Here is a 24,774-nt window from a genome sequence, read left to right as displayed (position 1 = left end):
TTAATTCACCAAAAAGTATAATTCATTAAGAACGTGAATCGGGTAAAGAGCGTGAAATTAAAAAAATGGGAACCGTTCATGGCGGTGATTTTGCTGATATTGGTTTATGTTATATCGAGCCAGGCGGGAAAGATGGCAGCAGTAAATAACGCCCCATCTGCACAAAAGAATCGGCCTGTGGTAGTAATTGATGCAGGCCACGGGGGGAGTGACCCTGGTAAGATCGGGATTGACGGTACTCTTGAAAAAGATATTAATCTGCAGATTACCATGAAACTGAAAAAGTATCTGGAAGCATCGGATGTGGATGTTGTTCTTACCAGAGATGATGATAATGGACTGTATTCAGCCAAAGACAACAGAAAAAAGATGGCGGATATGAACAGACGGTGTGATATCATCAATAAAACCAAGCCTGCATTAACTGTAAGTATCCATCAAAACAGTTATCACCAGGAGGAAATCTCCGGAGGACAGGTGTTTTATTATAAAAAGTCAGAAAAAGGAAAAAAGCTTGCTGAAACCATACAGGAACGGTTCGATTTTTTATTGGGAGATAAGAATACAAGACTTGCAAAACCCAATGATAATTATTACCTGTTGCTTCATGTTAGGACACCGATTGTAATCGTAGAATGCGGATTCTTAACCAATAGCAGGGAATCGAAGCTTTTGAATGATGAAGATTACCAGGACCGGGTAGCGTGGACCATACATATGGGAATCATGAGCTATTTAAATAATAACTAAATATATAAAAAACAGGAACCGTTGGCTTACAGGTTCCTGTTTTTGTCTTTAGATGGAATAACTGTTATTCCGACTGGATATCGGTATCTATCTCAGTTTCCGGTTCCATTTCCGTTTCAGTGCTCTCTACAGCGCTATTTGACAGCACGGCAGCAGTCTCATTAACTTCTCCGATTTTTTCAGCAGTTTTTGCTACTAATTGATCAGATCTGCTTTGTAGTCTGGATGCAGCCTCGATTTTTTGATCTGTATTTCCGGTACCTAGTTTAATCTCACTTTTTAAGACATTGATTTTTCCATCAATCATGTCTTTCGCGGATGAGATTATTTCTGCCTGAGATACACCGGATGATAATTTTGTGATCGCACTCATCTGCTCAGTCTGCGCATCTTCTTTAGATTTTGGTTTTTTATAAATTTTACCGGTTTCATCAATGGAATAAGAGTCCGAATTATCTGATTCATCCGCCTGAATCTGTGCGATCTGATCGTCAATGGCTTTTAGCTGCATCTCAAATTCTTTTAGTTTATCATTCATGCTATCTGAGCCGTCTGCCTGATCGGAGTCCAGCATCGACTGTTTTTGTTCCAGAATCCTTTGCTTCTGATCCATCAGCTGCTTCAGCATACTCTTCTTTTTCCCGACAGGGGAAATTGATACTTCATCGGTTTTCTTGCTTTCCTTACTTTTGCCGTAAATTGCCTCATATTTATTGTTAGCAGAACGGTTGATGGAAGCGATATTTATTTTTGTCGACTGGGTTTCCATTTTACCAATATACATCTCATACCCTCCTTTTGTACTGATTATTTATTCGGCAGTTAGAGGAGGAATATAATTATTTTGGCGCAGACGGTAACGATTACGGTATAAACGGTCTTACAATCAATGAGATGGTGGAAAAAGCTGAATCATGACGCAAAAATGAAATAGTTCCTCTGAAATTGAAATGTCCATAGTTCCATTACAGCGTTCAACCGCATCACGAATGTTGGATAAGCCGATTCCATGAAGATGGGGGTCTTCTTTTGAAGACAGAAAAGGGCTGATGCCTGGGCTTGCTGTATGTGGGACCGGATTGGTTATTTCAATCATAAGAAAGGAACGTTGGACACAGGAAACTGCTGTAATCCGTGGAGGATCATTCCGGTCGGTTAATTTTTGACATGCCTCCAGAGCGTTATCCAAAGCATTGCTTAAAATGATACACAGGTCAGAAGGATTGATCAGATCAGAGGAGGGAAAAATGAAATCTGGATCCAAACGAATTTCCCATGCTCTGGCAAGCGCAAGTTTTTCCCTGATAATTGCATCTGCATAAGCATTGCCGGAAGAATAATCCGGATAAAAAGTATTAAAAGTTCCAGTTATACAATCCAGGTAATTAAAAGCCTCTTCATTCTTATTCACGGAGAGGAGATTCCTTAAGCACAGCATATGGTTCTTAAAGTCATGGCGAAAACCGGACAGCTGTTTTTCCTCTTCCTTCCATGCTGCGATCCGTTTTTCCAATATTGCATTTTTCTCATTTGCAAGGTGTAAACTTAGTTTCCGGTCTGCATAGTAAGAGGAAAAAGTAATTAGTGAAACGCCGCCAGTTGCAACAGCGGTTGCAAGCATGTTAGATAACAGCGTGTTGTTGTACTGGATCTGGTTCCAGCCGTAGTAAATAACAGTCTGTCTGGTGAAGAAACATAAGATCAGGAGAAAAAGATTTTCCGGCATAGTAATCTCACCATGTAGATTACGGCATTTTCTGCCCACCCATTCCAATATGGCTGCGTAAAGCAGGCTGGATAAAGTATCACATAGTTTATAAGCCATATCATAAGCAGATGAATTATCAATGATGTTTTTGCTTAAAAATTGAATTAATGGCAGAAAAACAAAATTACAAGTATATCCAAGCCCATCAGTGAAAATAGCCAACATTACCTTTTTACCAGTGCTGGCCTGGAATAATACCCAGATCATCAGCAGCGAAGTGATAAAATAAAACAATTCCTGTGGAAAAATCAGGGCAAGTCTGCAATTAATGTTGATAAAGTTGGAGGCTATGGAAAAAATGACAACACCAATAAAGGTTAAAAGCTTGTGAAAGCGGCATTTTAACATCTTACTGAAGAAACGATATTGGATGTAAGCGGTAAAAAGAAGAAGAATTATAACAATACCTCCTTTTTCATATATTTAAGGAAGGTACTGGAAAAATCCTGATATTTTCGCTTACTGACCGGAATTATTTCTCCGTTGGCAAGATGAAGATCCATTCGGTCAAACCGGACAATATAATCCATGTTAACAATGTAACTTCTGTGGCACCGGAAGAAACGGGCGGGTAGATTCTTTTCAACGGATTCCAGCTTACCAGAAACCTGGGTGGTATTAGTCTGGTTGTGAAGAGTTAGTGTTTTATTATTTACTTCCAGATACATAAGATCAGAGCAGGATACACATATGGTGGACTGGCCTGATTTTACTATAATGGGAGGTTCTTTTAAGAGATTAAGCTGTTTGATTATATGATCCAGAACGGGATAAAGCTTTTGTCTGCTTACTGGTTTAATAAGATAATGGGAGGCATCCACTTCAAAGGATTGAAATACATATTGTTTATAAGCAGTAAGAAATACCAGCTTCACCCTCGTATTGGTCTCCCTGATTTTTCGGGCGGTATTCAGTCCGGATTCTTCGCCCATCTTAATATCCAGAAAAATAAGGTCAGGCACTGCTTTGGAGGACAGAAGCTCTGTCCCGGATGTAAAAAGGAAAAGCTGGAAGGGGATATTCCGAGTACGAAAATACCCTTCCAGATCATTTGCAAATCCATGCATAAACTCTGCATGGTCATCACAAAGAAATACGTTCATTGCGTCCACTTCCTATGTAAGAATTAAAGCAGAAATATATTGTTCTTTCTGCACTCTTTTCGCATTTCGTCTGGCCATATACTGGCCTGAACTTCGCCAACGTGTGCCCGGTCTAATAATAGCATACAGAGGCGTGACTGCCCGATTCCTCCGCCGATGGTATAGGGGAGTTCTCCATTTAAAAGCATTCTATGATAGGGGAGTGCTTTGCGGTCTTCACACCCTGCCTTCCTTAACTGATCTGACAGAGCTGTTTCATCTACACGGATTCCCATGCTTGAGATTTCTAACGCACAGTTTAAATGTTCAAACCAGAAGAGAATATCTCCGTTAAGCTGCCAGTCATCGTAATCGGGTGCTCTGCCATCGTGGGGCTTTCCACTGCCTAATTTATCTCCGATTTTCATAAGGAATACACAGCCGTGCTCTTTTGTGATGGCATTTTCCCGCTCCTTGGGTGACAGCTTGGGATAGAGGTCTTCCAACTCCTGGGAGGTGATGAAAGTAATGTCATCAGGAAGCGTTTTGACTGCCTGGGGATATTTGTACCAGACTTCATGTTCCATATGTTTGATAATTTTAAAGATGATTTTCACGGTCTCTTTTAACGTATTCTCGTTTCTTTCTTCTCTGGTAATTACTTTTTCCCAATCCCACTGATCCACATAACAGGAGTGTAGATTGTCTAAATCTTCGTCTCTGCGGATGGCATTCATGTTGGTGTAAAGCCCCTCCCCTGGCTGAAAGCCGTATTCGTGGAGTGCCATACGTTTCCATTTGGCAAGTGAGTGTACCACTTCCATGGTTTCTCCGGGAACTCCTGAAAGATCAAACTGCACCGGGCGTTCCACACCATTTAAATTATCATTTAATCCGCTGCTTCGTTCTACAAATAAAGGGGCGGAGATTCTCTCTAAGTTCATCTCCTTACCCAGTTCCTTTTGAAAGGTGTCTCTTATGTATTTAATTGCTTCCTGGGTTTCCCGGACAGAGAGCCTGGGATCATAGTTTTGGGGTATAATCAGTTCCATGTTTTTCTCCTCTTTTAACGTATACTGTTATTATGGTATCATTGATAGGAAAAACTTACAACTGCTATTTGTACAGGGCTTTAAAAGCCCGTTTTGCCGGGGGTAAAAGCATTGCATGAGCCTTTACGCTGTGATATGATAAATGGAAGTGAAAAGAAAAGAGCAGAGAGATATGAATACGAAACGAATTATATTAAAAGACAGAGAGAATCCGGATTCAGAACAGTTAAAAGAACCGGCAAAAATATTAAGGGAAGGCGGTCTTGTGGCATTCCCAACGGAAACTGTTTATGGTCTTGGGGCCAATGCCTTAAACGAAGAGGCTGCAAAAAAGATCTACGAGGCGAAGGGAAGACCATCGGATAATCCTCTCATTGCCCACATTGCAGATTTTGACGATCTGCTGCCCCTGGTGACCAAAGTCCCTGAGGCAGGCAGAAAGCTTATGGAAGCATTCTGGCCCGGTCCTCTTACGCTGATTTTTCCCAAAAGCAGTCTGGTCCCTTATGGAACGACCGGCGGACTTGATACAGTAGCCGTTCGTATGCCTGCTGACCCTGCAGCCAGCGCGCTGATCCGATTGGCAGGAGTTCCCATAGCAGCTCCCAGCGCCAATACATCCGGCCGTCCCAGCCCTACCACCGCAGACCATGTATGGCAGGATATGAACGGAAAGATCCAGATGATCGTTGATGGCGGCGCAGTGGGAATCGGTGTGGAATCCACCATTATCGACGTTTCGGGAGAGGAACCCATGATACTAAGACCAGGTGCAGTTACCCAGGAGATGGCATCTGCAGTTTTAGGGAAAGAAATCTGTCTGGATCCTGCTATTATCTCAGGTCCGTTAAAAGCCGATGTAAAACCCAAGGCACCGGGAATGAAGTATAAGCATTATGCACCAAAAGCAGATCTTACTCTGATTGAGGGAGAGACAGATGCTGTGGTTCTGGCAATTAATAAACTGGCAGAGGAAAAGCTGGAAGCAGGATACCGGGTAGGTGTGATCTGTACCGATGAGACGTCAGATCTTTATCCGGGAGGTATTATAAGGAGTATCGGCAGCCGCCTGAAAGAGGAGTCTGTCGCCCACAATTTATATGCAGTTTTAAGGGAATTTGACGATTTAGATGCAGACTATATATTTTCTGAGAGCTTTTCCAGAAGTCATCTGGGACAGGCAATCATGAACCGGCTGACGAAGGCAGCTGGTTACCACATTATAAAAGTTTGACAGGGAGGAGCAGGAAGAATGACTGGAAAAAGAGAAGATTATATTACCTGGGATGAGTATTTTATGGGAGTGGCTGTTTTGTCAGGCAAACGATCCAAGGATCCCAGCACTCAGGTAGGGGCCTGTATTGTCAGTCAGGATAATAAAATTTTATCCATGGGTTATAACGGATTTCCACTTGGGTGTTCCGATGATGAATTTCCATGGGGAAGAGACAATGAGGCAGAGGATCCCTATAATGCCAAATATTTCTATTCCACTCACAGTGAATTAAATGCTATTCTTAATTACAGGGGAGGAAGTCTGGAAGGCTCTAAACTTTATGTAACCCTTTTCCCCTGTAATGAGTGTGCAAAGGCAATCATACAGTCCGGAATTAAAACAATTGTGTACGGTTCGGACAAGTATGCCGGAACACCAGCGGTGAATGCTTCCAAGCGTATGCTGAATGCGGCAGGAGTCCGCTATTATCAATATCAGCCATCCGGCAGAAAAATAGAGATCGAGGTTTAATATGAAGTTTTTACTGGCGGCGCTGAATGCCAAATATATTCATTCCAATCCTGGTGTTTACAGTTTAAAGGCTTATACCCAGGCGTGGCTGAAAGAGCCGGAACTGAGCGACGGAAGGTTTGAGATAGAAATCGGGGAGTATACCATTAATAATCAGATGGATGAAATATTGAGTGATATTTATAGAAGAAAACCAGATGTAGTGGGATTCTCCTGTTACATCTGGAATATTTCCCATATTTTAGAACTGGTACGGGACCTTCCGAAAGTTCTCCCTCACGTGGAGATCTGGCTGGGAGGTCCTGAGGTGTCTTACGATGCGGCCCGGATTTTAGAGGAAGAGCCACACGTTTTCGGCATTATGATGGGAGAAGGGGAAGAAACCTTTAAAAAAGTAGTCAGCTGTTATCTGGATCAGCAGAGAGGTATTCCGGGATGGGATCAGACAGCCTTTCAGAAGATAGACGGAACTGCTGTCCGGGATAAAGATGGACTACCGGTTATTAATCCTTTAAAATCCCCGGTTGATCTAAACAAGATTCCATTTCTTTATCAGGACATGGCCGGTTTTGAAAACCGTATTGTTTATTATGAAAGCAGCCGGGGATGCCCGTTTTCCTGCAGCTATTGCCTTTCCTCTGTTGACAAGTCCGTCCGGTTCCGTGATACGGATCTGGTGTTAAAGGAGCTGGATTTTTTTCTTCAGAAAAAAGTTCCACAGGTGAAGTTTGTAGACAGAACCTTTAACTGCAGCAGGAATCACTCGTATCGCATCTGGGAGTATTTAATTGAACATGATAACGGGGTGACTAATTTCCATTTTGAAATTTCCGCTGATTTACTGAATCAGGATGAATTACAGCTGATGTCCCGCATGAGACCCGGACTGATCCAGTTAGAGATCGGGGTGCAGAGTACCAATGAATTCACCATTAAGGAAATACACCGGAGTATGGATCTGTCTGTATTAAGGAAGAATGTGGAGATCATAAACAGCTATGGGAATATACATCAGCATCTGGACCTGATTGCTGGACTTCCTTTTGAAGACTATGAAAGCTTCAGGCGTTCCTTCAACCAGGTTTATGATATGAAGCCGGAACAGCTTCAGCTGGGATTTTTGAAGGTATTAAAGGGTTCCTATATGGCACAGAAGGCACAAGAGTATGAGATTCATTATAAGGAAAAACCACCCTATGAAGTCTTATCCACCAGATGGCTTGACTATGGTGGAGTTCTTAAGCTAAAGGGACTGGAAGAGATGTTGGAGGTTTACGGCAACAGCGGTCAGTTTCAAACTACAATAGAAGAATTTCGCAAAGAATTTCATACTCCTTTTGATATGTTTGAGTCATTGGCCGAATATTATGATAAACAGGAATTGTCTAAGCTGAGTCACAGCCGAATGGCCAGGTACGAGATATTAGAGACGTTTATCAGCCTTCGGGTTCCTGATAAACAGTCTTATTACAGGGATCTTCTGGTATATGACTTATATCTGAGAGAAAACTTAAAGAGCCGTCCCGTTTTTTCCGCTGATCAGGAACCTTATAAAGATCAGATAAAAGCTTTTTTTGCCGATGAGGCGGTTCAATATGGTTATTTAAAAGAGGGTTATGAAGGATTCGAAGCCAGGCAGCTGATCAAGATGGCTCATGTGGAGGTATTTCATGATGGAAGAGCGGTTCTTTTTGATTATAAAAAAAGGGATGTGCTTACCCATAATGCAGCAGTCCATGAGCTTGGCATATGGAGGAGATGATGGCTAAAAAAGAGACAAAAGCAGAAAAAAGAGCCAGGGTAACCAGGGTTTTAGCGGCTCTTGACCAGGAATACGGAACGGAATATATCTGCTATTTAAACCATGAAACACCGTGGCAGCTGCTCATTGCAGTTATTTTAAGTGCCCAGTGTACCGATGCCAGAGTCAACATGGTGACTGCAGATTTATTTCAAAAATACGACTCCCCGGAAAAATTTGCAGATGCCCATCTAAAAGAGCTGGAACAGGATATCCATTCCCTGGGATTTTATCACATGAAAGCCAAAAATATTATTTCCTGCTGTAAAGATCTGGTGGAAAAGTATGGAGGCGAAGTTCCAAAGACCATGGAAGAACTGACTGGGCTTGCAGGAGTGGGCAGGAAAACCGCCAATGTAATACTGGGCAATATTTATAACCAACCCAGTATTGTGGTCGATACCCATGTAAAGAGGATATCAAAAAAACTGGGGTTTGCCAAATCAGACGATCCGGAAAAAATTGAATATGAATTAATGGAGATACTGCCAAGAGATCACTGGATCCTGTGGAACATCCAGATTATCACGCTGGGAAGATCCATCTGCATTGCAAGAAGTCCCAAATGCAGAGACTGCTTCCTAAAGGAGCTGTGTCCCAGTGCTGTAACGGGGGAAAATGAGGAGAGGAAGAACAAAACGTGATATCATCTTATATTGCTGTGGATTTAGAAACGACCGGTCTTGACCCTAAGCGGGATAAAATTATTGAAATCGGAGCAGTGCGGGTGACGGATGGAAAAGCAGAGGACACATTTGAATGCTTTGTAAATCCTTACCGCAATCTGGAAGAGCGTGTGATTTCCCTGACTGGTATTACTGACAGTCAGCTGGAGCCTGCTTCAGGCATCGAATCCATAATTGGCCATTTTCTTGATTTTGCAGGAAAACTGCCTATTCTGGGACATCATATCATCTTTGATTACAGTTTTTTAAAACGTGCAGCAGTAAATAAAGGATTATGTTTTGAACGGCAGGGAATTGATACATTAAAGCTTGCAAGAAAATTTATGCCGGAAGATCAATCAAAAAGTCTTTCTGCAGCCTGTGGTTATTTTGGGATCGAAATAAAACAGAGCCATCGTGCCAGATTTGATGCCATTGCAGCTCATGAGCTGTATCAGGCAATGAAAAGAGAGTTTGGTGAAAGGAATCCGGAAGTCTTTGACTCTGTCCCCTTGATTTATAAGGTAAAAAAGGAACAACCAGCATCAAACCGGCAAAAAGAACACTTGCAGGATTTATTAAAATATCATAAAATAGCTTTATCTGTGCAATTGGATCATTTATCCAGAAATGAAATATCCAGAATTACGGATAAAATCATCGCACAATATGGAAGAATATAAGAGAGGTGATACAAAATGATTAATTTTAACAATAAGAACAACAAGAAGTTTATGTCAGTAGTTTTGATCGCAGTTGTAGTTTTACTGATTATAGCAATGGTACTCCCCATGATGTTAAGTTTTATGAGATAGTTTTTATCTGACAAAACGTCAGGCGGAAACAGTAGAGTAAGAGGATGGAATATGAAAAAGAAAACTTTGTCCATATGCCTGGCAGCCTCCATGCTGGCAGTGGGAATCGGATTTTTCTCACCAGCATACGTTATGGCTGATACGCTTCCGGACGGTATCTATGTCGGGGATTATAATCTGGGCGGTTTGACAGAGGAAGAAGCCGGGCAGAAGGTTCAGGGCCTGGTTAATGAAATGGAAAATCAGAAAATCACACTGGTTGTGGACGGACAGCCGGTTGATACGACAGCTAAGGATCTGGGGTTTCATTGGAGCAACCCGGAAGCGGTTTCTCAGGCAGCATCCTCCTGGCAGGGGGGGAATTTATTAAAACGATATTTAAATAAAAAGGATATCGAACACAATCCAGTCATTATTCCATTGGAAACTTCTTTGGATGATGGCAGGTTAGCGTCATTTGTGGCTGAAAAATGTGCACCTGCAGTGGCTGAGCCAAAGAATGCTTCCATTGTCCGCCAGAACGGAGCATTTACAGTCACACCTTCTGTAATTGGAAAAACAGTGGATGTGGAAGCCACAAAGCAGGCTCTTAATGCGGCGTTTGCAAATGGTTTAAAAGAGCCGATCACTGTTAATGCAGTTGTTGCCGAAGTAAAGCCGGCGATTACAACCGAAGATTTATCTACCATACAGGATGTACTTGGAACCTTTTCTACCAATTTCTCATCAAGCGGTGCTTCCAGGTCCAAAAACCTGCAGGTTGGTTCCGGAAAGATCAACGGCCATGTGTTAATGCCTGGAGAGACCTTGTCCGGTTATGACTGCATGCACCCCTTTACGGTTGATAATGGTTACGCGACAGCTGCTGCATATGAGAACGGCCAGGTGGTTGACAGTGTGGGAGGCGGAGTTTGCCAGATCGCTACCACCATTTATAATGCCGCACTCAGAGCAGAGTTAGACATCAGTCAGAGACAGAATCACTCCATGGTGGTAAGCTATGTAAAGCCATCGGAGGATGCGGCAATTGCAGGAACCTATAAAGACATTAAATTTACCAATAATTACAGCACACCTATTTATGTAGAAGGATATACTTCAGGAAAGACTCTTACCTTTACCATATATGGAAAAGAGACCAGACCAGCCAACCGGACCTTTGAATTTGTTTCGGAAACACTCAGTGTCACTGATCCGGGGGCTGCAAAAGAGGTTGTAGATCCTACCATGCCGCCTGGATCCAGAAAGCAGGTTCAGTCTGCCCATACAGGAATGAAATCAAGACTCTGGAAGATTGTGTATGTAGATGGTGCAGAACAGAGCAGAGAGATACTTCATACGGATACCTACAATCCCTCCAAGGCAATTATAAAGGTTGGTCCGGCAGCACCCGCAGTTGCAGAACCATTACCAGTCCATCCTTCTGAGGTTCCTGATACTATTACACAGCCAGCTCAGGAAACAACCCAGCAGCCGGAATCCCCGGCAGTACCTGAATGGGAAGATGCTGTGGATAGTCCCCAGGCAGGACCGGGAGAATAAAAACAGAACATGAGACGGATTGAAAGAGAAAATACAGGAACGATAAAGCCAGGGCAGGATCTTGTAGCTGCAGGATATGCAGGATTAGCCGGAACGTTAAAAATAGTAAGTGAAAGAGAGGGAGAACTGCATCAGTGGTTCTCCTCGCAATATATTGACCAGATTTTAACCGGAGATTTTTTATTACCGGTAAATGATCCGGAGTTTTTTAAGAATCTGGGGGCTACGGAATGGGAGCCGGTCCTTGAAGGAGGAATACTAAAGGCTCTCTGGGATTTATCCGGCGCCTATATGACGGGAATTTCTTTTGACCTTCATAAAATTCCAGTAAGGCAGGAAACCATAGAGGTCTGTGAACGGTACGACTTAAACCCATACCGTCTTTATTCAGAGGGCTGCTTTGTGCTGGCGGCGGATAACGGAGGAGATCTGGTATCTGCCTTAAAGGAGCATGGAATGAAAGCGGCAGTCATTGGGAAAGTAACAGACGGAATCAAACGGATTATTGTCCATGAAGACGGAAACGGCTATCTTGACCGGCCTTCAGAGGACGAACTATATAAGGTGTTATCCCAAAACAGGTAAATCGGAGGTAGGATATGAGAGAAAAGATACTGGCAATTATTGAAAAAAACAGCAGAATTGATTTAAAAGATCTGGCGGTTCTACTTGGAGAAAGTGAGGCAGCCATTGCAAACGAGATTGCCGAAATGGAAAAGGAACATATCATCTGCGGATATCACACCCTGATTAACTGGGATAATACCAGCGATGAAAAGGTGGTTGCGTTGATTGAGGTTAAGGTAACTCCCCAGAGAGGTATGGGTTTTGACAAGATCGCAGAACGCATTTACCAGTACAGTGAGGTAAATGCAGTTTATTTGATGTCAGGGGCCTTTGATTTTACCGTATTTATCGAAGGAAAGACCATGAGAGCAGTTGCCCAGTTCGTATCTGAGAAACTTTCCCCCATGGAATCCGTGCTCAGCACAGCCACCCATTTTGTTCTGAAAAAATATAAAGATCACGGGACGGTTCTTGCGGAAGAGACACAAGATGAAAGGATGCTGATTACGCCGTGAGAAACCCATTATCAGACCGTATAACAGAGATTCCCTCTTCGGGAATCCGTAAATTTTTTGATATCGTAAGTGAGATGAAGGACGCCATTTCTCTGGGTGTAGGCGAGCCTGATTTTGACACGCCATGGCATATCCGGGAAGAGGGTATTTATTCACTGGAAAAAGGACGGACATTTTACACCTCCAACGCTGGGTTAAAAGAGCTTAAGACGGAGATCTGCAGCTATTTAAGCCGCCGCTTTGAAGTTACATATGATCCTGATCATGAGGTGATGGTAACGGTGGGCGGCAGCGAAGCCATTGATATTGCACTCCGTGCCATGTTAAATCCAGGCGATGAGGTGCTGGTTCCCCAGCCCAGCTATGTTTCCTATGTCCCTTGCACCATTCTTGCCAATGGAGTTCCGGTGATCATTGATCTGGAAGCGAAGGATCAGTTTAAGCTGACGAAGGAAAAGCTTCTGGAGAAGATCACTCCAAAGACAAAGGTTCTCATTCTTCCTTTTCCAAACAACCCCACAGGGGCTGTTATGGATGCCAGAGAGCTGAAGGAAATAGCAGACATTATAATTGAGAAGGATTTATTCGTTATCTCTGATGAGATCTATGCAGAGCTTACTTATGGCGGGGATCACTCCACCATAGCCGCTTTTCCCGGAATGAAAGACAGAACTGTTTTAATTAATGGATTTTCCAAATCCTACGCCATGACCGGCTGGAGGCTTGGGTATGCCGCTGCCCCCAGAATGATTTTAGAGCAGATGTTAAAGATCCACCAGTTCGCCATTATGTGTGCGCCTACCACCAGTCAGTATGCAGCAGTTGCTGCACTGCGGGACGGAGATAAGGATGTGGCAGTCATGCGGGAATCCTACGATCAGAGAAGGCGTTATTTAATGCATGCGTTTCAGGAGATGGGACTTGAATGCTTTGAGCCCAACGGTGCCTTCTATACATTTCCGTGCATCAAACGGTTTGGTATGACCTCTGATGAATTTGCCACCCGGCTTCTCATGGAAGAAAAAGTGGCGGTTGTTCCCGGAACTGCATTTGGAGACTGCGGAGAAGGGTATCTTCGTATTTCCTATGCGTATTCCTTAAAGAACCTAAAAGAAGCGTTAAGCCGTATGGAACGCTTTATTAAAAGACTGGATGGAAAGGCGTAATCACTATGAATATTGTACTATTGGAACCGGAGATGCCGGCGAATACAGGGAATATCGGTAGAACCTGTGTGGCCACGGATACCAGGCTTCATCTGATTCAGCCTTTGGGTTTTAAGCTGAATGACAAACTGATCAAAAGGGCAGGCCTTGATTACTGGGATAAGTTAGATGTTACCGTGTACAGTGATTATGAGGATTTTTTAGACCGGAATCCGGGAGCGAAAATCTATATGGCCACTACCAAGGGACATCATGTTTACTCCGATGTAAAATACGAGCCGGATTGCTTTCTCATGTTTGGGAAGGAAAGTGCCGGAATACCAGAAGAGATTCTTGTGGACAATGAGGACCGCTGTGTGAGAATTCCCATGTGGGGCGATATCCGTTCCCTGAATTTATCTAATTCTGTTTCCATTGTTCTTTATGAAGCTTTGAGGCAGAATGGATTTGATCGTATGACCATGGAGGGAGAGCTGCATCATCTCCATTGGAAAGAATAATAAAAATACGTCTTGGCCGTTGGCAAAGACGTATTTTTTTATGATATTGAGTTAGTTTATCATCAGGGAGGGGGATGCCTGACCTTCCTCATCCTGGTTTTCCAGTTTCACATTATTGATTTCATCCAGAGAAACGGGGCGGAATGCATCAGCCTTTTTTACAATCTTTACCCAGAAGAAAGCAAAAAGTAAGGTAATAATAAGCAGTACAAAATATATTTTATAAATAAATATCCGGGCATCTCCTTCTGCAATATGCAAGATCATATAAATGTCTCCTATAATACAGATAATCTGGGGAATTCCCCCTAATGTAAACCGTTTATCTCTTCCCTTAGCATTGGGATAGCGCCTGCGCAGCACCAGGACGGTAAGATTGACCAGGATGTAGGAGGTGAGCCAGAAACAGGAGGCTGCAAGGAGGAAATTGGTTAAACCGGAATAGTTTGCAATACCGCTCACCAATATAAAAGAGATGACTCCTGTCATAAGGAAAAGTCCCGGTGTGGGAGTCCCGCTTTTATTTTTTTTGCTAAAATAAGATGGCATTAAACCGGCATCTGCCATGCCGCTTAATATTCTGGTTACACTTCCCAGTACAGTATTGATGGTACTGACCCCCGCCAGTATGGTGATTAACCCCATCCAGTAGCTGCCGGCTTTTCCCATAACCCGCTCTGCAAAGATAATATGAGGCATGCTGCTGGAACGGAGTTCTTCCAGTGATACGTAGTTTCTCATGCCGGTGCTTAATAAGCTCTGAACGATAAAAAGAAGACATACGCCAAGAATCATGGCAAGAGGAACATCCCGTTTTGGATTTTTTAAATCCTTTGATACCGGAATGACAAATTCAATTCCGATAAACATCCAAAATGCCAATGCAGTGAGAGACAGGATTCCTGAAAATCCAGTTACAACAGGAGGAGTCTGTGCGCCGGGAGCAAGGGGGGTACCCACTCCTAATTTAAATGCACTGATGACTCCCAGCAGTATAAGAGAACCGATGAGTGCTATAACAGTTAAATTTTGTATTTTAGCAAAGATATCAACTCCCAGATAATTGACAATGGTTAAAAAAGCAAGAAGGGACAGACTGATTATCAGTACAGGAACTCCTTTTAAAAAGGTTTCCTGTATGACCAGTCCGCACATGGCAAGCTCTACGGAGCCGGCCAGCATATTGGTAATAACATAGGCAGAAAGATTGGAAACAATGGACGGCACAGGTCCCAGTCCCGCCAGCGTATACTGCCCCAGTCCGCCTTCGGCTTCCGGCATTAAGTCGTGAAGTTCACGAAACGAAAATGCAAGCAGAATATTTAAAATTACAACAATAAACATAGCGGTGATAAAGCCTTTTCCGGCAAGTCCGGTACCAAGTCCCAGTGATAAAAGACAGCTGGTTGCCACGATTAATCCAACACATACGGAAACTGCACTTCCAAGTCCCATTTTTTTACTGTTCATATAGCTCCTCCTTTATGTGGTCAGTGAAGTGAAAAAACAAAGACATCTTAAAATAAGACGTCTTTGTCATTGGGTCAAATCTTTGTATGAAACCGGTCGTACCGGAACTCTTTTATGCTTAAAACAGGCTCTTCTCCAGTGGCCATCTGGGATAAAATCGTTCCTACTGTAGGAGAAATACCGAATCCATGACCGGTAAATGCACAGGCAAGAATCAGTCCCGGGACTTCCTCCACATGGCTGATTACAGGGACATGATCGGCGCAGACATCAATGAATCCTGCCCATGTTCTTACAATCTTTGCAGTTGAGAGGCAGGGGAAATATTTCATGATACCACGACAGATGCAGGAGGCAGTCTGACTATTGGTTACAGGGGTCCCATTGCTTTTGTTAAAGTCCTCAAACCCGGAGGAACCGCCAAATACAAAGGATCCGTGAGTGCTTTGGTGCCCGTAGAAATCAGCCATTGCAGTGCCCAGCATCTGATAGAACATGGGGGGCTGGGCCTCTGTGACTAAAACCTCTAAAAGTGCCTGGGTCATGGGGATATCCACTCCTACAGAAGCTGCAATCTTACGGCTTTCATATCCGGCTGCCAGTATGATGGTTTCTCCTTCATACACGTCATTGTCAGTAATAACCTGCCTTGCTTTTCCTTTGTATTTTTTTATCTCAATCACCGACTCTCCAGTGATGAAACGCACACCCAGCTGTCTTGCCTTTCTGTAATAAGCAAGCGTTGCCAGCATAGGGTTGGCATGACCATCGGTGGGACACCAGCTTGCTCCAATTACCTCATCGGAGAGGTAAGGACAGATATCCTTGGCTTCTTTCCGGTCAATCATGGTAACGCCAAGACCCTGTGCGCTTGCCCGATCAGTAAGACCGTTTAGGATTCTTAGATGATCTTCTGTTTTTCCAAGGCGCAAGTTACCGTTCTGATAATACTCCACATCCATTCCAAGCTCTTCCGAAAGAGCAGGCCAAAGGTTGGCAGCTCCGTACATTGCCAGGGGAAGCTCCCGTTTGTCTCTTCCCGACTGGCGGACACCGCCTCCATTTCGGGAAGAACCACCGCCTCCTATGTGGTCGCTTTTTTCCAGGACTATGACAGAACAGCCCTTCTTTGCCAGATAATAAGCGGTTGCATTTCCGATAATTCCACTGCCTATGATAATTACATCTGCGCAGTTTCCCATTCCATCAGTCCTCCTTTCTGTCATTGCCTAAAATTTTCATCTCTATGGGTCTCATAGGCGCACGGGATACTGCCGGTTCTATATCACCCGGGGTAAGCCCCAGTTCCCTTGCTACAATGGACTTCACCAGTTTTGAGCAGGTCTGTCCCTGGCAAAGCCCCATGCCTGTTCTTAAATACCTTCGAATCTCGGTTAAAGTAAACATGCCATCATGAACAGCTTTGCGGATTTCGCCTTTTGTAACTTCTTCGCAGCGGCAGATAATCATATCATCATCTGGCTGGGGGATCAGTGGTCCGATGTCTGTAAAGCGGTCGTTACGTTTATTCATGGCTGCACCCCCTGCTTTTATAGAATCTTGCTTTCATTGCCATATCAAGTGGAACCCTCATGGTAAGTAAGGTGGTATGATCGAAGGCTTTCAGCGTTTTCACCTCAATAATCTCCGCCTTGCATACCTCTTTTCCGCTACGGTCAAGAGCTGATCCTGTATCCCCCTTCACCGGAATTGGAAGGAATTCGTAGGGGAGAGTAACCGAAGCGTATCCAGGTTCATAATCTTCGTTTAAAAGAAAGATTGCCTGACCGGAACAGGAAGCAACACACATTCCGCAGCCGCTGCATGTATTTTCTTCATGAATGACTGGAAGTGACGTTATGGTTTCTCCGATTTTAATGCATTTTCTGGGGCATGCATCCTGACATGGGTTACATGGGATGTTCTGGGTGCATTCCATGACCGGGTGGATTCCCTTTCCGTTTGCAATTCCCGGAAAACGGTCTAATTCCGCTTCGTCTAAATATCCATTGGTTAAAAGGCTTTCTGAAACCGGGATGCCCTCATCGGTCATAGTAATTTTCTTTCCCCGGTTTTCCGGTGCGAACATGCCTTTTCTTAAACGGTCTAATGCCAGTTCTAATTCTTTCGCTGTTTCGTTTGCCTCATCCTCTGAAAGGAAACCCAGATACTGGGCAGCCTTTGTTCCTGCAATCCGCCCCTCTATCATGGCAGAGCTGGCTTCTTCAATACCGGAAACATCACCTGCTGCATAAATCCCGGGTATACTGGTTCCGCCATTTTCATCAATCACTGGAACATATCCAAGGGGAGTATCCTGCATCTTGCAGCCTGCCATATGAAGCAGCTGCGACATGGGAGACAGGCCTACTGCAAGACAAATCGTATCAACAGAAAAATGCTTTTCTGTGCCGGGAATTAATTGAAAGGAAGAATCTACTTCTCCGATTACGACTCCTGTGACACGATCCTCACCCTCAGCTTTAATAATGGTATGGGAGAGATAAAATGGGACACCGCATCTTGCGACTTTGGCAGCATGCACACCGTATCCCCCTATTTTTGGAGCTGCATCTACAAGTGCGGCAACCTGACAGCCTGCCTGAAGCAGCTGGTAGCTGACTACCAGCCCCACGTTTCCGGTTCCAAGCATCAGAACCCTGTTCCCCGGTTTGATGTGATGCAAATTCATCATGGTCTGGGAAGCACCGGCTCCTATGACACCGGGAAGTGTCCAGCCTTCAAAGGGAACCATGTTTTCCGTGGCTCCCGTAGCTACAATCACGGCATCTCCCTTATAGTGGCAGATTTCCTCGCCAATCTTTACGGTTATTTCCTTATCCTGATAAAGTCCTGTAACAATTGCATTTAACACGACTGTTACCTTTAAATCTTCTGCTTCTTTTAATAATTCTTCTCCGATCCGAAATCCCCTAATTTTTGCTTTATGTTCTTTCGAACCAAAAAATTTATGGATCTGTTTAAAAAGCTGCCCTCCAGGTTTGGAATTTTCATCGAACACAATTACTGACAATCCGTTTTTAGCTGCGCTGATGGCAGCGGACAGACCTGCAGGACCGGCTCCTATAATAATCAAATCAAATCGATTCATATTGATTCCTCCTGTGCCGAAACCCCGTACTGGGTTTGTATCACCATACCTTCTCTTAAAGGAGTGATGCAGGTTCTGACGTTAGGTATTCCGTCTACAACCATAACGCAGTCCGTACAGCGGCCAATTGCACAGAAGACCCCTCTTGGCTTATGGTATTTTTTCGTGTATCGGTGAATCATAATACCTGCAGCTTCCAGAGCCATGGCGATTGGTTCCCCTTCATAACCAGTAAGCGGTGTACCGTCGTATATAAATGAAATGACTTTTCTCTCTTCTGGTTTTCCCAGTATTGGATGTTCTTCAATTCTCATTTCGTCAGCTCCTGTTCCTGAATTTTTAAGCAAGGTAAGGTTCTTTCCAAAGGTTCAGTCTGGTACCTATTCCATTTTTAAGAGCATTTCTGTAAACAATGGTTCCCCATGCCACATCCTCAATGGGCATTCCCCCCACGGAATAAATCACGATTTCATTCTCTTTTCTGTGAACAGGCACCTTGCCGGTAAGTACATCTCCCAGATCATCCACCTGATCGGCTTTCATGAGTCCGTCTTTTATTAAATCCATGCAGTGAACTGCAGGTATGGGGACGGAGTTGTAGGAAGGATAGGGAAGTTCTTCTGCCCAGGCTTCGTATAACTGAATGTTATCTGCCACATTTCTTGCCCTGTTTAAGATAAAGTCGTCATCGAATCTGGCAGCTGCCGGACAGCAGAGGATTGCTCCTGGTTTGATCCATTCCTCCTTGATATAAGAATACTGGGAAGGATCTCCGGTTGGGCTGGAGGTGGCAATACTTACAATATCTGCATCCCTGACCGCCTCTTCCTCCGTATCCACCACAATCAGTTCTTTGATCTGAGGATATTTATCCCTGACATACTGGATAAATCCATCTATGGATTTCTGGCTTCGTCCCTTTATTTTTACCGTATCAATCTGATCTCTTACTGCCATTGCAGCATCAAAAACGGTTTTACTCATAACGCCCGGGCCGATAATTCCCACCACTTTGGAATCTTCTCTGGAAAAATACTTGATTCCAACTCCTGGCACTGCTCCTGTACGGAATGCGCTTAAAATATTTGCTGACATATAGGCAAGGGGTGCGCCTGTATCCTTATCGTTCAGTGTCAGCATAAGGATGGATCTGGGAAGTCCCTTTTTTCGGTTCTCTGTGTTAGAGCCGTACCACTTCATGCCTGCCATATCAAATTTACCGCCAAGGTAGGCCGGCATTGCCATAAACCGTCTGTCGGGTCCGTCTGTTGGCATATTTGGAAATGGAGAAGCCTCCGGAAATGTCATCATAATACCATGTGAGTTGGCATTGGAACCGCCCATCCGAAAATCACCTGCTTTCAACAGCCGGAACATCTCCTCCATGGCCTCAACACAGCCTTTCATATCCGTAACTCCTGCTTTTACCATGTCTTCTTCATTCAGATAAATAAAATCAACCTCAGGATAAGCCATATGTTTTACCTCTTCTTTCTTAATTTTCATCAGTTATAAACGCTTCCAGCTCAATCTCAACCATTTGAGTTGGGCGGTTGAGTTTGGGTGTCTCGACCATGGTAAATAAAGGCCGGACTTCTTTAAAATAACGGGAGTAGGCTTCCCCCACTTCCGTTGCAAAACTCATATCAGTTACATAAGCCTTAATTTTTATAACATCACCGGTGTTTGCCCCTGCTTCTTTTAATAAGTTAATAAACTTCCTGAAGATATAATCTGCCTGTTCCAGTGCAGTATCTCCATGGACGGTTCCGTCCGGCAGTACGGCGGTAGTGCCCCCGATATAAATATGTTCTCCGACTTTTACCATTCTGGAGTATCCCACCAGCTCTTCTAACGGAGCACCGGAGGAAAAGTTGATACGTTTCACCCTATGTACCTCCTTTCATTAAAAAAGCCTTATGATATGGAATCATAAGACCTCGCTGTCTTTTTTGTCATTCTAACTGTTTACCTGTACACACGTATTGTAAAAATCGGAAGTCAAAAGGAAAGATCTGACAGGCTTTAAATGAGAATATTTCTTGACCGTGAAAAAAGAAAGTGATAAAATGCATCAAAAGACACGAAGGCGTTCTGAACCCTTTGTGTCTTTTGTGTTTTTATAAGGATGCGCCTGTATTACTATAAAATAAGAGCAGAGCAGAGAGGAGAGGGCAATATGAGTAATGGATGGAGAAAAGAAGATGTTCTGGCACTGAGCCCCAGACAGCCTGAGTTTGTGCTGGCAACCACAAATTATTCTAAAAAATGTATTATGAAATATAATCTTTCCCATTTCTATCAGTTTACTGCCGAATCAGACCATATGGGAGTGATTCCGGATGCCTGTATTGATCTGCTGTTCTGGGTAAAGGATGGAGTAATGAAAGCCAAGGCAGCAGGTACCTTATTAGAAAAAGGAATGGCAAAAACTGAATTAAACTGCCAGTATTTTGGAGTCCGCTTTCTGCCTGGGGTCAATCCGGTTGCAGGTAACGTGAAGCTGAATGAACTGGTGAATAATGAGATCAGTCTGGAAGATCTGCTGATCAGCAGAGGAGAACGGGAAGAACTGTTGGAGCGTATGTATGAGGCTGGAACCTTTCATGAGAAATCAGAGGTATTTCTTGATTTTTATCTGAAATATTTTTTTAATCATTCCGAAGATAAGAACAGTCTGAAATACGTAATACACCAACAGATACTAAGGTCAGATGGAAGCCTGAAACTTTCGGAGTTAAGCAGTTATACAGGCTATTCAGAGCGATATTTAAACCAGAAAATCCACGAAGATTTTGGCATGAATCCCAAAAATCTGATCCGGTTTATTCGCTTTCAGAAATCAGTGAGCAGACTGGTGGAAACCATTCACTGTGCTAATGGAGCAGATGCCGCATTGGTGTCTGGATATTATGATCAATCCCACTTCATAAAGGAGTTTGTGAAGATGTCGGGATTTACCCCATCCGCTTACGTAGATACCCTTTTGGGAAATGCTTATGATAAAAAGCTTCATGTTATTTATTAAACAGAATTTATATGATGAGGAAAAAAATTAACGGCTTGTTCTTAATGATAAGAACGAGCCATTTTTTTGTAATTTCATGTCTAAAATTGTCGTCTATAACCCATCAATTACGCATAGTTGTATAGACAACTTAATAAAAATACTTAAAATGTTAAAAAATGTATTGACAAAACATTGATGAAATTATATATTTGATTTATAACTGAATTTGGTAAAAATAACCATAAAAATGAATGTTAAAAAAGATATTATAACAAATGTCACATTCAACATTTGCCATAATTCGACAAACTATGTCGAATCAAACAAAATACATATTTGCAATATGTGCAAATTGTATATACTAAAATGTTATTATTAGGAGGGTATGAAATGATGAAACGAAGAGTACTTGGAGTCATGCTTAGTGCAGTGTTGGCGGCATCTGCATTATTTGGATGCAGTTCGTCTCAGACAACTGCTACCACGGCGGCAGGAACCAAAGCAGCAGAGACCAAAGCGGCAGAAACCACAGCTGCTACAACTGCTGCGGCAGCAGCAACAACAGAAGCAGCAAAAGCAGCCGGAAGCGGCGGAAAAGTAGGCGTGGCTATGCCAACCCAGTCTTCTGAGCGCTGGATCAATGACGGTGCAAACATGAAGAAACAGCTGGAGGCCCTTGGGTATCAGGTGGATTTACAGTATGCAGAGGATGATGTCCAGATGCAGGTTTCCCAGATTGAAAACATGATTGCTTCTGGTGTTAAGTGTCTGGTAATTGCATCCATCGACTCCTCAGCTCTGGTCAACGTGGAAGCTCAGGCCAAGAGCGCCGGAATTCCGATTATTGCCTATGACCGTCTGCTGATGGATACAGATGCTGTTTCCTATTATGCAACCTTTGATAACAAGGGGGTAGGTACAGCCATTGGTAATTACATCAAAGAATCAAAGCAGTTAGATAAGGCAAAATCTGAAGGAAAATCCTATACCATTGAATTCTTTATGGGATCTCCTGATGATAACAACGCTCTGTTCCTTTATAACGGATTAATGGAAGTATTAAAGCCATATCTGGATGATGGAACCTTAAAATGCGAATCCGGACGTACTTCCTTTGAAGATACCTGTATCTTAAGATGGTCTCAGGAAACAGCTCAGCAAAACTGCGAGAACTACTTAACTGGCTTCTATGCAGACAAAAAGCTGGATATCTGTGCATCTGCATTTGATGGTTTTGCATATGGCTGCAAGGCTGCATTAGAGGGAGCTGGTTATAAAGTAGGCGTTGACTGGCCATTGATCACTGGTCAGGATGCGGAATTAATGGCAGTAAAAAATGTAATTTCCGGTTATCAGACCATGTCCATTTACAAGGACACCAGACTTCTTGCTGAAAAATGCGTAACCATGGTTCAGGCAGTGTTAGAAGGCGGAAAACCTGAAATTAACGATACAACCCAGTATAACAATGGTAAGGTGGTAGTTCCTTCTTATCTGTGTACACCGGTTGCGGTTGACAAGGACAATTACAAAAAGATCATTATTGATGGCGGTTATTATACAGAACAACAGCTGGCACAGTAGCAGAGACGTACATACAGGCGGCGGTGGAAAAGACTGCCGCCTGTTTTCGTGAAGGATAAAAAGAAAAGGAGTTGGAAAGATGGCCGATTATATCCTGGAGATGAATCACATCACCAAAGAATTTTATGGTGTAAAGGCACTTGATGATGTGAATATCAAGGTGAAACGCGGGGAAATCCATGCTCTCTGCGGAGAAAACGGTGCCGGAAAGTCTACGCTTATGAACGTACTCTCCGGCGTTTATCCTTATGGAACCTACAGCGGTGATATTGTCTATCACGGAGCAGTGTGCCAGTTCCATAACATTAAACAAAGCGAGGCAAAGGGGATTGTAATTATTCATCAGGAACTGGCATTAAGCCCCTATCTGTCAGTTGCGGAAAATGTTTTTCTGGGAAATGAACAGACAGGAAAAAAAGGAGTCATTGACTGGACCAAAACCCATAAGCGGGCACAGGAAATGCTGGCAAAAGTCGGACTTGAGAATGAAAACTTAAATGTGCCGGTGAGCAGCCTGGGAGTCGGCAAACAGCAGCTGATAGAGATTGCAAGGGCAATGGCAAAGCAGGTGGAGCTTTTGATCCTGGATGAACCCACAGCAGCGCTAAATGATGAAGAGAGCAAGCGTCTTTTAAACATTATGCTGGAACTGAAAAAGCATGGAATTACCTGTATTATGATCTCTCATAAGCTGAATGAAATCAGCTATGTTGCGGATTCCATTACTGTAATCAGAGATGGAAAAACCATTGAGACTCTGGATAAGGGGAAAGATGAAATCAATGAAGACCGGATCATAAAGGGGATGGTAGGAAGGGAACTGACTAACCGTTACCCGGAGCGGACCAGTGAAATCAAAGATAACATATTTGAGGTAGAAAACTGGAATGCATATCATCCGGACGATCCTGACCGTCATGTCATTCAGGATGTATCCTTCCATGTTAAGGCCGGTGAGGTAGTGGGCTTTGCCGGACTGATGGGTGCAGGAAGAACGGAACTGGCAATGAGCCTTTTCGGTAGATCCTATGGACAGAAGATCAGCGGAACCATAAAGATAAACGGAAAGCAGGCTCTCATAAGAAATGTAAGGGATGCCATTAATAACAAGCTGGCATATGTTTCGGAAGACCGCAAAAACTATGGCCTGATCCTGATAGACACTGTAAAAGGAAATATGACGCTGGCAGCTCTTAGAAACTTCTTTTCCAAAAAGGGAATTGTTAATAAGAATGATGAAATCATTTCCGCAGAAAACTACCGGAAGAAAATTAATGTTAAGACCAATTCCATCAACCAGTCAGTCAGCTCACTGTCCGGAGGAAATCAGCAAAAGGTGGTCCTTGCAAAATGGATGCTGACTCAGCCTGATATCCTGATTCTTGATGAACCCACCCGAGGCATTGACATTGGTGCAAAGTATGAAATATACTGCATCATCAATGATCTGGCAAAGGCCGGGAAAGCCATTCTTGTCATATCGTCGGAGCTTCAGGAGTTAATTGGAACCTGTGACCGCATCTATGTCATTAACGGAGGGCATATTTGCGGAGAACTTACCAGGGAAGAGGTTTCACAGGAAAAGATTATGAAGTGTATCATGGAAGACAACGGAAAGGAAGAATAAA

26 protein-coding genes are annotated in these 24,774 nt (G+C 43.4%); 15 read left to right on the top strand and 11 right to left on the bottom strand.

Features of this window, described 5'->3' with window-relative positions; translation table 11 throughout:
- Positions 1-78: 78 nt before the first annotated feature.
- On the top strand, positions 79-750 hold the full coding sequence (locus BXY41_RS15310) for an N-acetylmuramoyl-L-alanine amidase (protein ID WP_432765516.1): 672 nt from the start codon (positions 79-81) through the stop codon (positions 748-750).
- Between the two features lie 64 nt (positions 751-814).
- On the opposite strand, the gene BXY41_RS15305 is transcribed toward BXY41_RS15310, so the two are convergent.
- From BXY41_RS15305 to asnA, 4 genes are all read right to left on the bottom strand, one after another.
- The gene (locus BXY41_RS15305; RefSeq protein ID WP_104437737.1) at positions 815-1,534 is read right to left on the bottom strand and encodes a hypothetical protein; all 720 of its coding nucleotides are present in this window, start codon (positions 1,532-1,534) and stop codon (positions 815-817) included.
- Between the two features lie 102 nt (positions 1,535-1,636).
- Positions 1,637-2,866, bottom strand: a complete 1,230-nt coding sequence (locus tag BXY41_RS15300; RefSeq protein WP_104437736.1) for a sensor histidine kinase — start codon at positions 2,864-2,866, stop codon at positions 1,637-1,639.
- A gap of 47 nt (positions 2,867-2,913) precedes the next feature.
- Positions 2,914-3,621 (bottom strand): LytR/AlgR family response regulator transcription factor, encoded by a 708-nt coding sequence (locus BXY41_RS15295; protein ID WP_104437735.1) that lies wholly within the window; start codon positions 3,619-3,621, stop codon positions 2,914-2,916.
- 23 nt (positions 3,622-3,644) lie between these two features.
- Complete coding sequence (asnA, locus tag BXY41_RS15290) at positions 3,645-4,652, bottom strand: aspartate--ammonia ligase (protein WP_104437734.1); 1,008 nt, start codon at positions 4,650-4,652, stop codon at positions 3,645-3,647.
- A gap of 172 nt (positions 4,653-4,824) precedes the next feature.
- Between asnA and BXY41_RS15285 the strand changes: the two genes are divergently transcribed.
- The 11 genes from BXY41_RS15285 to trmL are packed head-to-tail and all read left to right on the top strand — an operon-like array spanning position 4,825 to position 13,970.
- Entirely contained in the window at positions 4,825-5,886 is a 1,062-nt protein-coding gene (locus BXY41_RS15285; protein WP_104437733.1) for an L-threonylcarbamoyladenylate synthase, read from the top strand.
- Between the two features lie 18 nt (positions 5,887-5,904).
- Positions 5,905-6,399 carry a deoxycytidylate deaminase gene (locus tag BXY41_RS15280; protein WP_104437732.1) on the top strand — a complete coding sequence of 165 codons (495 nt, stop codon included), beginning with the start codon at positions 5,905-5,907 and terminating at the stop codon, positions 6,397-6,399.
- Position 6,400: 1 nt separating this feature from the next.
- The gene (locus tag BXY41_RS15275) at positions 6,401-8,161 is read left to right on the top strand and encodes a B12-binding domain-containing radical SAM protein (RefSeq protein WP_104437731.1); all 1,761 of its coding nucleotides are present in this window, start codon (positions 6,401-6,403) and stop codon (positions 8,159-8,161) included.
- Positions 8,161-8,844: an endonuclease III gene (gene nth / locus BXY41_RS15270; RefSeq protein ID WP_104437730.1), complete on the top strand. Its 684-nt coding sequence runs from the start codon at positions 8,161-8,163 to the stop codon at positions 8,842-8,844. The genes BXY41_RS15275 and nth overlap by 1 nt, the downstream gene beginning before the upstream one ends.
- Positions 8,841-9,548: a 3'-5' exonuclease gene (locus BXY41_RS15265; RefSeq protein WP_104437729.1), complete on the top strand. Its 708-nt coding sequence runs from the start codon at positions 8,841-8,843 to the stop codon at positions 9,546-9,548. The genes nth and BXY41_RS15265 overlap by 4 nt, the downstream gene beginning before the upstream one ends.
- A 15-nt stretch (positions 9,549-9,563) precedes the next feature.
- Positions 9,564-9,680 carry a synaptobrevin-B gene (locus BXY41_RS15260; protein ID WP_104437728.1) on the top strand — a complete coding sequence of 39 codons (117 nt, stop codon included), beginning with the start codon at positions 9,564-9,566 and terminating at the stop codon, positions 9,678-9,680.
- 51 nt (positions 9,681-9,731) lie between these two features.
- Complete coding sequence (locus BXY41_RS15255; protein WP_104437727.1) at positions 9,732-11,222, top strand: VanW family protein; 1,491 nt, start codon at positions 9,732-9,734, stop codon at positions 11,220-11,222.
- Positions 11,223-11,231: 9 nt separating this feature from the next.
- Positions 11,232-11,807, top strand: a complete 576-nt coding sequence (locus BXY41_RS15250; RefSeq protein ID WP_104437726.1) for an AIR synthase-related protein — start codon at positions 11,232-11,234, stop codon at positions 11,805-11,807.
- A 14-nt stretch (positions 11,808-11,821) separates the two neighbouring features.
- Positions 11,822-12,304, top strand: coding sequence for an Lrp/AsnC family transcriptional regulator (locus BXY41_RS15245; RefSeq protein WP_104437725.1), 483 nt, complete (start codon positions 11,822-11,824; stop codon positions 12,302-12,304).
- Entirely contained in the window at positions 12,301-13,470 is a 1,170-nt protein-coding gene (locus BXY41_RS15240) for an aminotransferase class I/II-fold pyridoxal phosphate-dependent enzyme (protein ID WP_104437724.1), read from the top strand. The genes BXY41_RS15245 and BXY41_RS15240 overlap by 4 nt, the downstream gene beginning before the upstream one ends.
- A 5-nt stretch (positions 13,471-13,475) precedes the next feature.
- Positions 13,476-13,970, top strand: a complete 495-nt coding sequence (gene trmL / locus BXY41_RS15235) for a tRNA (uridine(34)/cytosine(34)/5-carboxymethylaminomethyluridine(34)-2'-O)-methyltransferase TrmL (protein ID WP_104437723.1) — start codon at positions 13,476-13,478, stop codon at positions 13,968-13,970.
- A 51-nt stretch (positions 13,971-14,021) separates the two neighbouring features.
- Here the strand turns inward: trmL and BXY41_RS15230 are convergent, their stop codons facing one another.
- From BXY41_RS15230 to BXY41_RS15200, 7 genes are all read right to left on the bottom strand, one after another.
- Entirely contained in the window at positions 14,022-15,440 is a 1,419-nt protein-coding gene (locus BXY41_RS15230; protein ID WP_104437722.1) for an APC family permease, read from the bottom strand.
- Between the two features lie 74 nt (positions 15,441-15,514).
- Complete coding sequence (locus tag BXY41_RS15225) at positions 15,515-16,642, bottom strand: NAD(P)/FAD-dependent oxidoreductase (RefSeq protein ID WP_104437721.1); 1,128 nt, start codon at positions 16,640-16,642, stop codon at positions 15,515-15,517.
- Positions 16,643-16,646: 4 nt separating this feature from the next.
- Positions 16,647-16,973 carry a (2Fe-2S)-binding protein gene (locus BXY41_RS15220; protein WP_104437720.1) on the bottom strand — a complete coding sequence of 109 codons (327 nt, stop codon included), beginning with the start codon at positions 16,971-16,973 and terminating at the stop codon, positions 16,647-16,649.
- A complete protein-coding gene (locus BXY41_RS15215) occupies positions 16,966-18,552 on the bottom strand; it encodes an FAD-dependent oxidoreductase (protein ID WP_104437719.1) in 1,587 nt (528 codons plus the stop codon). Before BXY41_RS15215 ends, BXY41_RS15220 begins: the two co-directional genes overlap by 8 nt.
- Positions 18,549-18,866 carry a (2Fe-2S)-binding protein gene (locus BXY41_RS15210; protein WP_104437718.1) on the bottom strand — a complete coding sequence of 106 codons (318 nt, stop codon included), beginning with the start codon at positions 18,864-18,866 and terminating at the stop codon, positions 18,549-18,551. Before BXY41_RS15210 ends, BXY41_RS15215 begins: the two co-directional genes overlap by 4 nt.
- Before the next feature lie 25 nt (positions 18,867-18,891).
- Positions 18,892-20,058 carry an ornithine cyclodeaminase family protein gene (locus tag BXY41_RS15205; RefSeq protein ID WP_432765515.1) on the bottom strand — a complete coding sequence of 389 codons (1,167 nt, stop codon included), beginning with the start codon at positions 20,056-20,058 and terminating at the stop codon, positions 18,892-18,894.
- Positions 20,048-20,440 (bottom strand): Rid family hydrolase, encoded by a 393-nt coding sequence (locus tag BXY41_RS15200; protein ID WP_104437717.1) that lies wholly within the window; start codon positions 20,438-20,440, stop codon positions 20,048-20,050. Before BXY41_RS15200 ends, BXY41_RS15205 begins: the two co-directional genes overlap by 11 nt.
- A 291-nt stretch (positions 20,441-20,731) precedes the next feature.
- On the opposite strand from BXY41_RS15200, the gene BXY41_RS15195 reads away from it, so the two are divergent.
- The 3 genes from BXY41_RS15195 (at position 20,732) to mmsA (ending at position 24,773) form a co-directional block, all read left to right on the top strand.
- Positions 20,732-21,580 carry a helix-turn-helix domain-containing protein gene (locus BXY41_RS15195; RefSeq protein ID WP_170072395.1) on the top strand — a complete coding sequence of 283 codons (849 nt, stop codon included), beginning with the start codon at positions 20,732-20,734 and terminating at the stop codon, positions 21,578-21,580.
- Positions 21,581-21,955: 375 nt separating this feature from the next.
- Entirely contained in the window at positions 21,956-23,146 is a 1,191-nt protein-coding gene (gene chvE, locus BXY41_RS15190; RefSeq protein WP_104437934.1) for a multiple monosaccharide ABC transporter substrate-binding protein, read from the top strand.
- Between the two features lie 79 nt (positions 23,147-23,225).
- Positions 23,226-24,773 carry a multiple monosaccharide ABC transporter ATP-binding protein gene (mmsA, locus tag BXY41_RS15185; protein WP_104437715.1) on the top strand — a complete coding sequence of 516 codons (1,548 nt, stop codon included), beginning with the start codon at positions 23,226-23,228 and terminating at the stop codon, positions 24,771-24,773.
- The last annotated feature ends 1 nt before the right edge of the window (position 24,774 follow it).

Origin of the sequence: Lacrimispora xylanisolvens, from assembly GCF_002934545.1 — a bacterium.
Lineage (GTDB): Bacteria > Bacillota > Clostridia > Lachnospirales > Lachnospiraceae > Lacrimispora > Lacrimispora xylanisolvens.
This window is presented reverse-complemented; position numbering and strand designations above follow the sequence as displayed.

What these genes read in the sequence shown, in the direction of transcription:
- BXY41_RS15310 (WP_432765516.1), top strand. Translation starts at nt 79, where the DNA reads ATGGCGGTGATTTTGCTGATATTGGTTTATGTTATATCGAGCCAGGCG.
- BXY41_RS15305 (WP_104437737.1), bottom strand. Translation starts at nt 1,534, where the DNA reads ATGTATATTGGTAAAATGGAAACCCAGTCGACAAAAATAAATATCGCT.
- BXY41_RS15300 (WP_104437736.1), bottom strand. Translation starts at nt 2,866, where the DNA reads ATGTTAAAATGCCGCTTTCACAAGCTTTTAACCTTTATTGGTGTTGTC.
- BXY41_RS15295 (WP_104437735.1), bottom strand. Translation starts at nt 3,621, where the DNA reads ATGAACGTATTTCTTTGTGATGACCATGCAGAGTTTATGCATGGATTT.
- asnA (WP_104437734.1), bottom strand. Translation starts at nt 4,652, where the DNA reads ATGGAACTGATTATACCCCAAAACTATGATCCCAGGCTCTCTGTCCGG.
- BXY41_RS15285 (WP_104437733.1), top strand. Translation starts at nt 4,825, where the DNA reads ATGAATACGAAACGAATTATATTAAAAGACAGAGAGAATCCGGATTCA.
- BXY41_RS15280 (WP_104437732.1), top strand. Translation starts at nt 5,905, where the DNA reads ATGACTGGAAAAAGAGAAGATTATATTACCTGGGATGAGTATTTTATG.
- BXY41_RS15275 (WP_104437731.1), top strand. Translation starts at nt 6,401, where the DNA reads ATGAAGTTTTTACTGGCGGCGCTGAATGCCAAATATATTCATTCCAAT.
- nth (WP_104437730.1), top strand. Translation starts at nt 8,161, where the DNA reads ATGGCTAAAAAAGAGACAAAAGCAGAAAAAAGAGCCAGGGTAACCAGG.
- BXY41_RS15260 (WP_104437728.1), top strand. Translation starts at nt 9,564, where the DNA reads ATGATTAATTTTAACAATAAGAACAACAAGAAGTTTATGTCAGTAGTT.
- BXY41_RS15255 (WP_104437727.1), top strand. Translation starts at nt 9,732, where the DNA reads ATGAAAAAGAAAACTTTGTCCATATGCCTGGCAGCCTCCATGCTGGCA.
- BXY41_RS15250 (WP_104437726.1), top strand. Translation starts at nt 11,232, where the DNA reads ATGAGACGGATTGAAAGAGAAAATACAGGAACGATAAAGCCAGGGCAG.
- BXY41_RS15245 (WP_104437725.1), top strand. Translation starts at nt 11,822, where the DNA reads ATGAGAGAAAAGATACTGGCAATTATTGAAAAAAACAGCAGAATTGAT.
- trmL (WP_104437723.1), top strand. Translation starts at nt 13,476, where the DNA reads ATGAATATTGTACTATTGGAACCGGAGATGCCGGCGAATACAGGGAAT.
- BXY41_RS15230 (WP_104437722.1), bottom strand. Translation starts at nt 15,440, where the DNA reads ATGAACAGTAAAAAAATGGGACTTGGAAGTGCAGTTTCCGTATGTGTT.
- BXY41_RS15225 (WP_104437721.1), bottom strand. Translation starts at nt 16,642, where the DNA reads ATGGGAAACTGCGCAGATGTAATTATCATAGGCAGTGGAATTATCGGA.
- BXY41_RS15220 (WP_104437720.1), bottom strand. Translation starts at nt 16,973, where the DNA reads ATGAATAAACGTAACGACCGCTTTACAGACATCGGACCACTGATCCCC.
- BXY41_RS15215 (WP_104437719.1), bottom strand. Translation starts at nt 18,552, where the DNA reads ATGAATCGATTTGATTTGATTATTATAGGAGCCGGTCCTGCAGGTCTG.
- BXY41_RS15210 (WP_104437718.1), bottom strand. Translation starts at nt 18,866, where the DNA reads ATGAGAATTGAAGAACATCCAATACTGGGAAAACCAGAAGAGAGAAAA.
- BXY41_RS15205 (WP_432765515.1), bottom strand. Translation starts at nt 20,058, where the DNA reads ATGAAAATTAAGAAAGAAGAGGTAAAACATATGGCTTATCCTGAGGTT.
- BXY41_RS15195 (WP_170072395.1), top strand. Translation starts at nt 20,732, where the DNA reads ATGAGTAATGGATGGAGAAAAGAAGATGTTCTGGCACTGAGCCCCAGA.
- chvE (WP_104437934.1), top strand. Translation starts at nt 21,956, where the DNA reads ATGAAACGAAGAGTACTTGGAGTCATGCTTAGTGCAGTGTTGGCGGCA.
- mmsA (WP_104437715.1), top strand. Translation starts at nt 23,226, where the DNA reads ATGGCCGATTATATCCTGGAGATGAATCACATCACCAAAGAATTTTAT.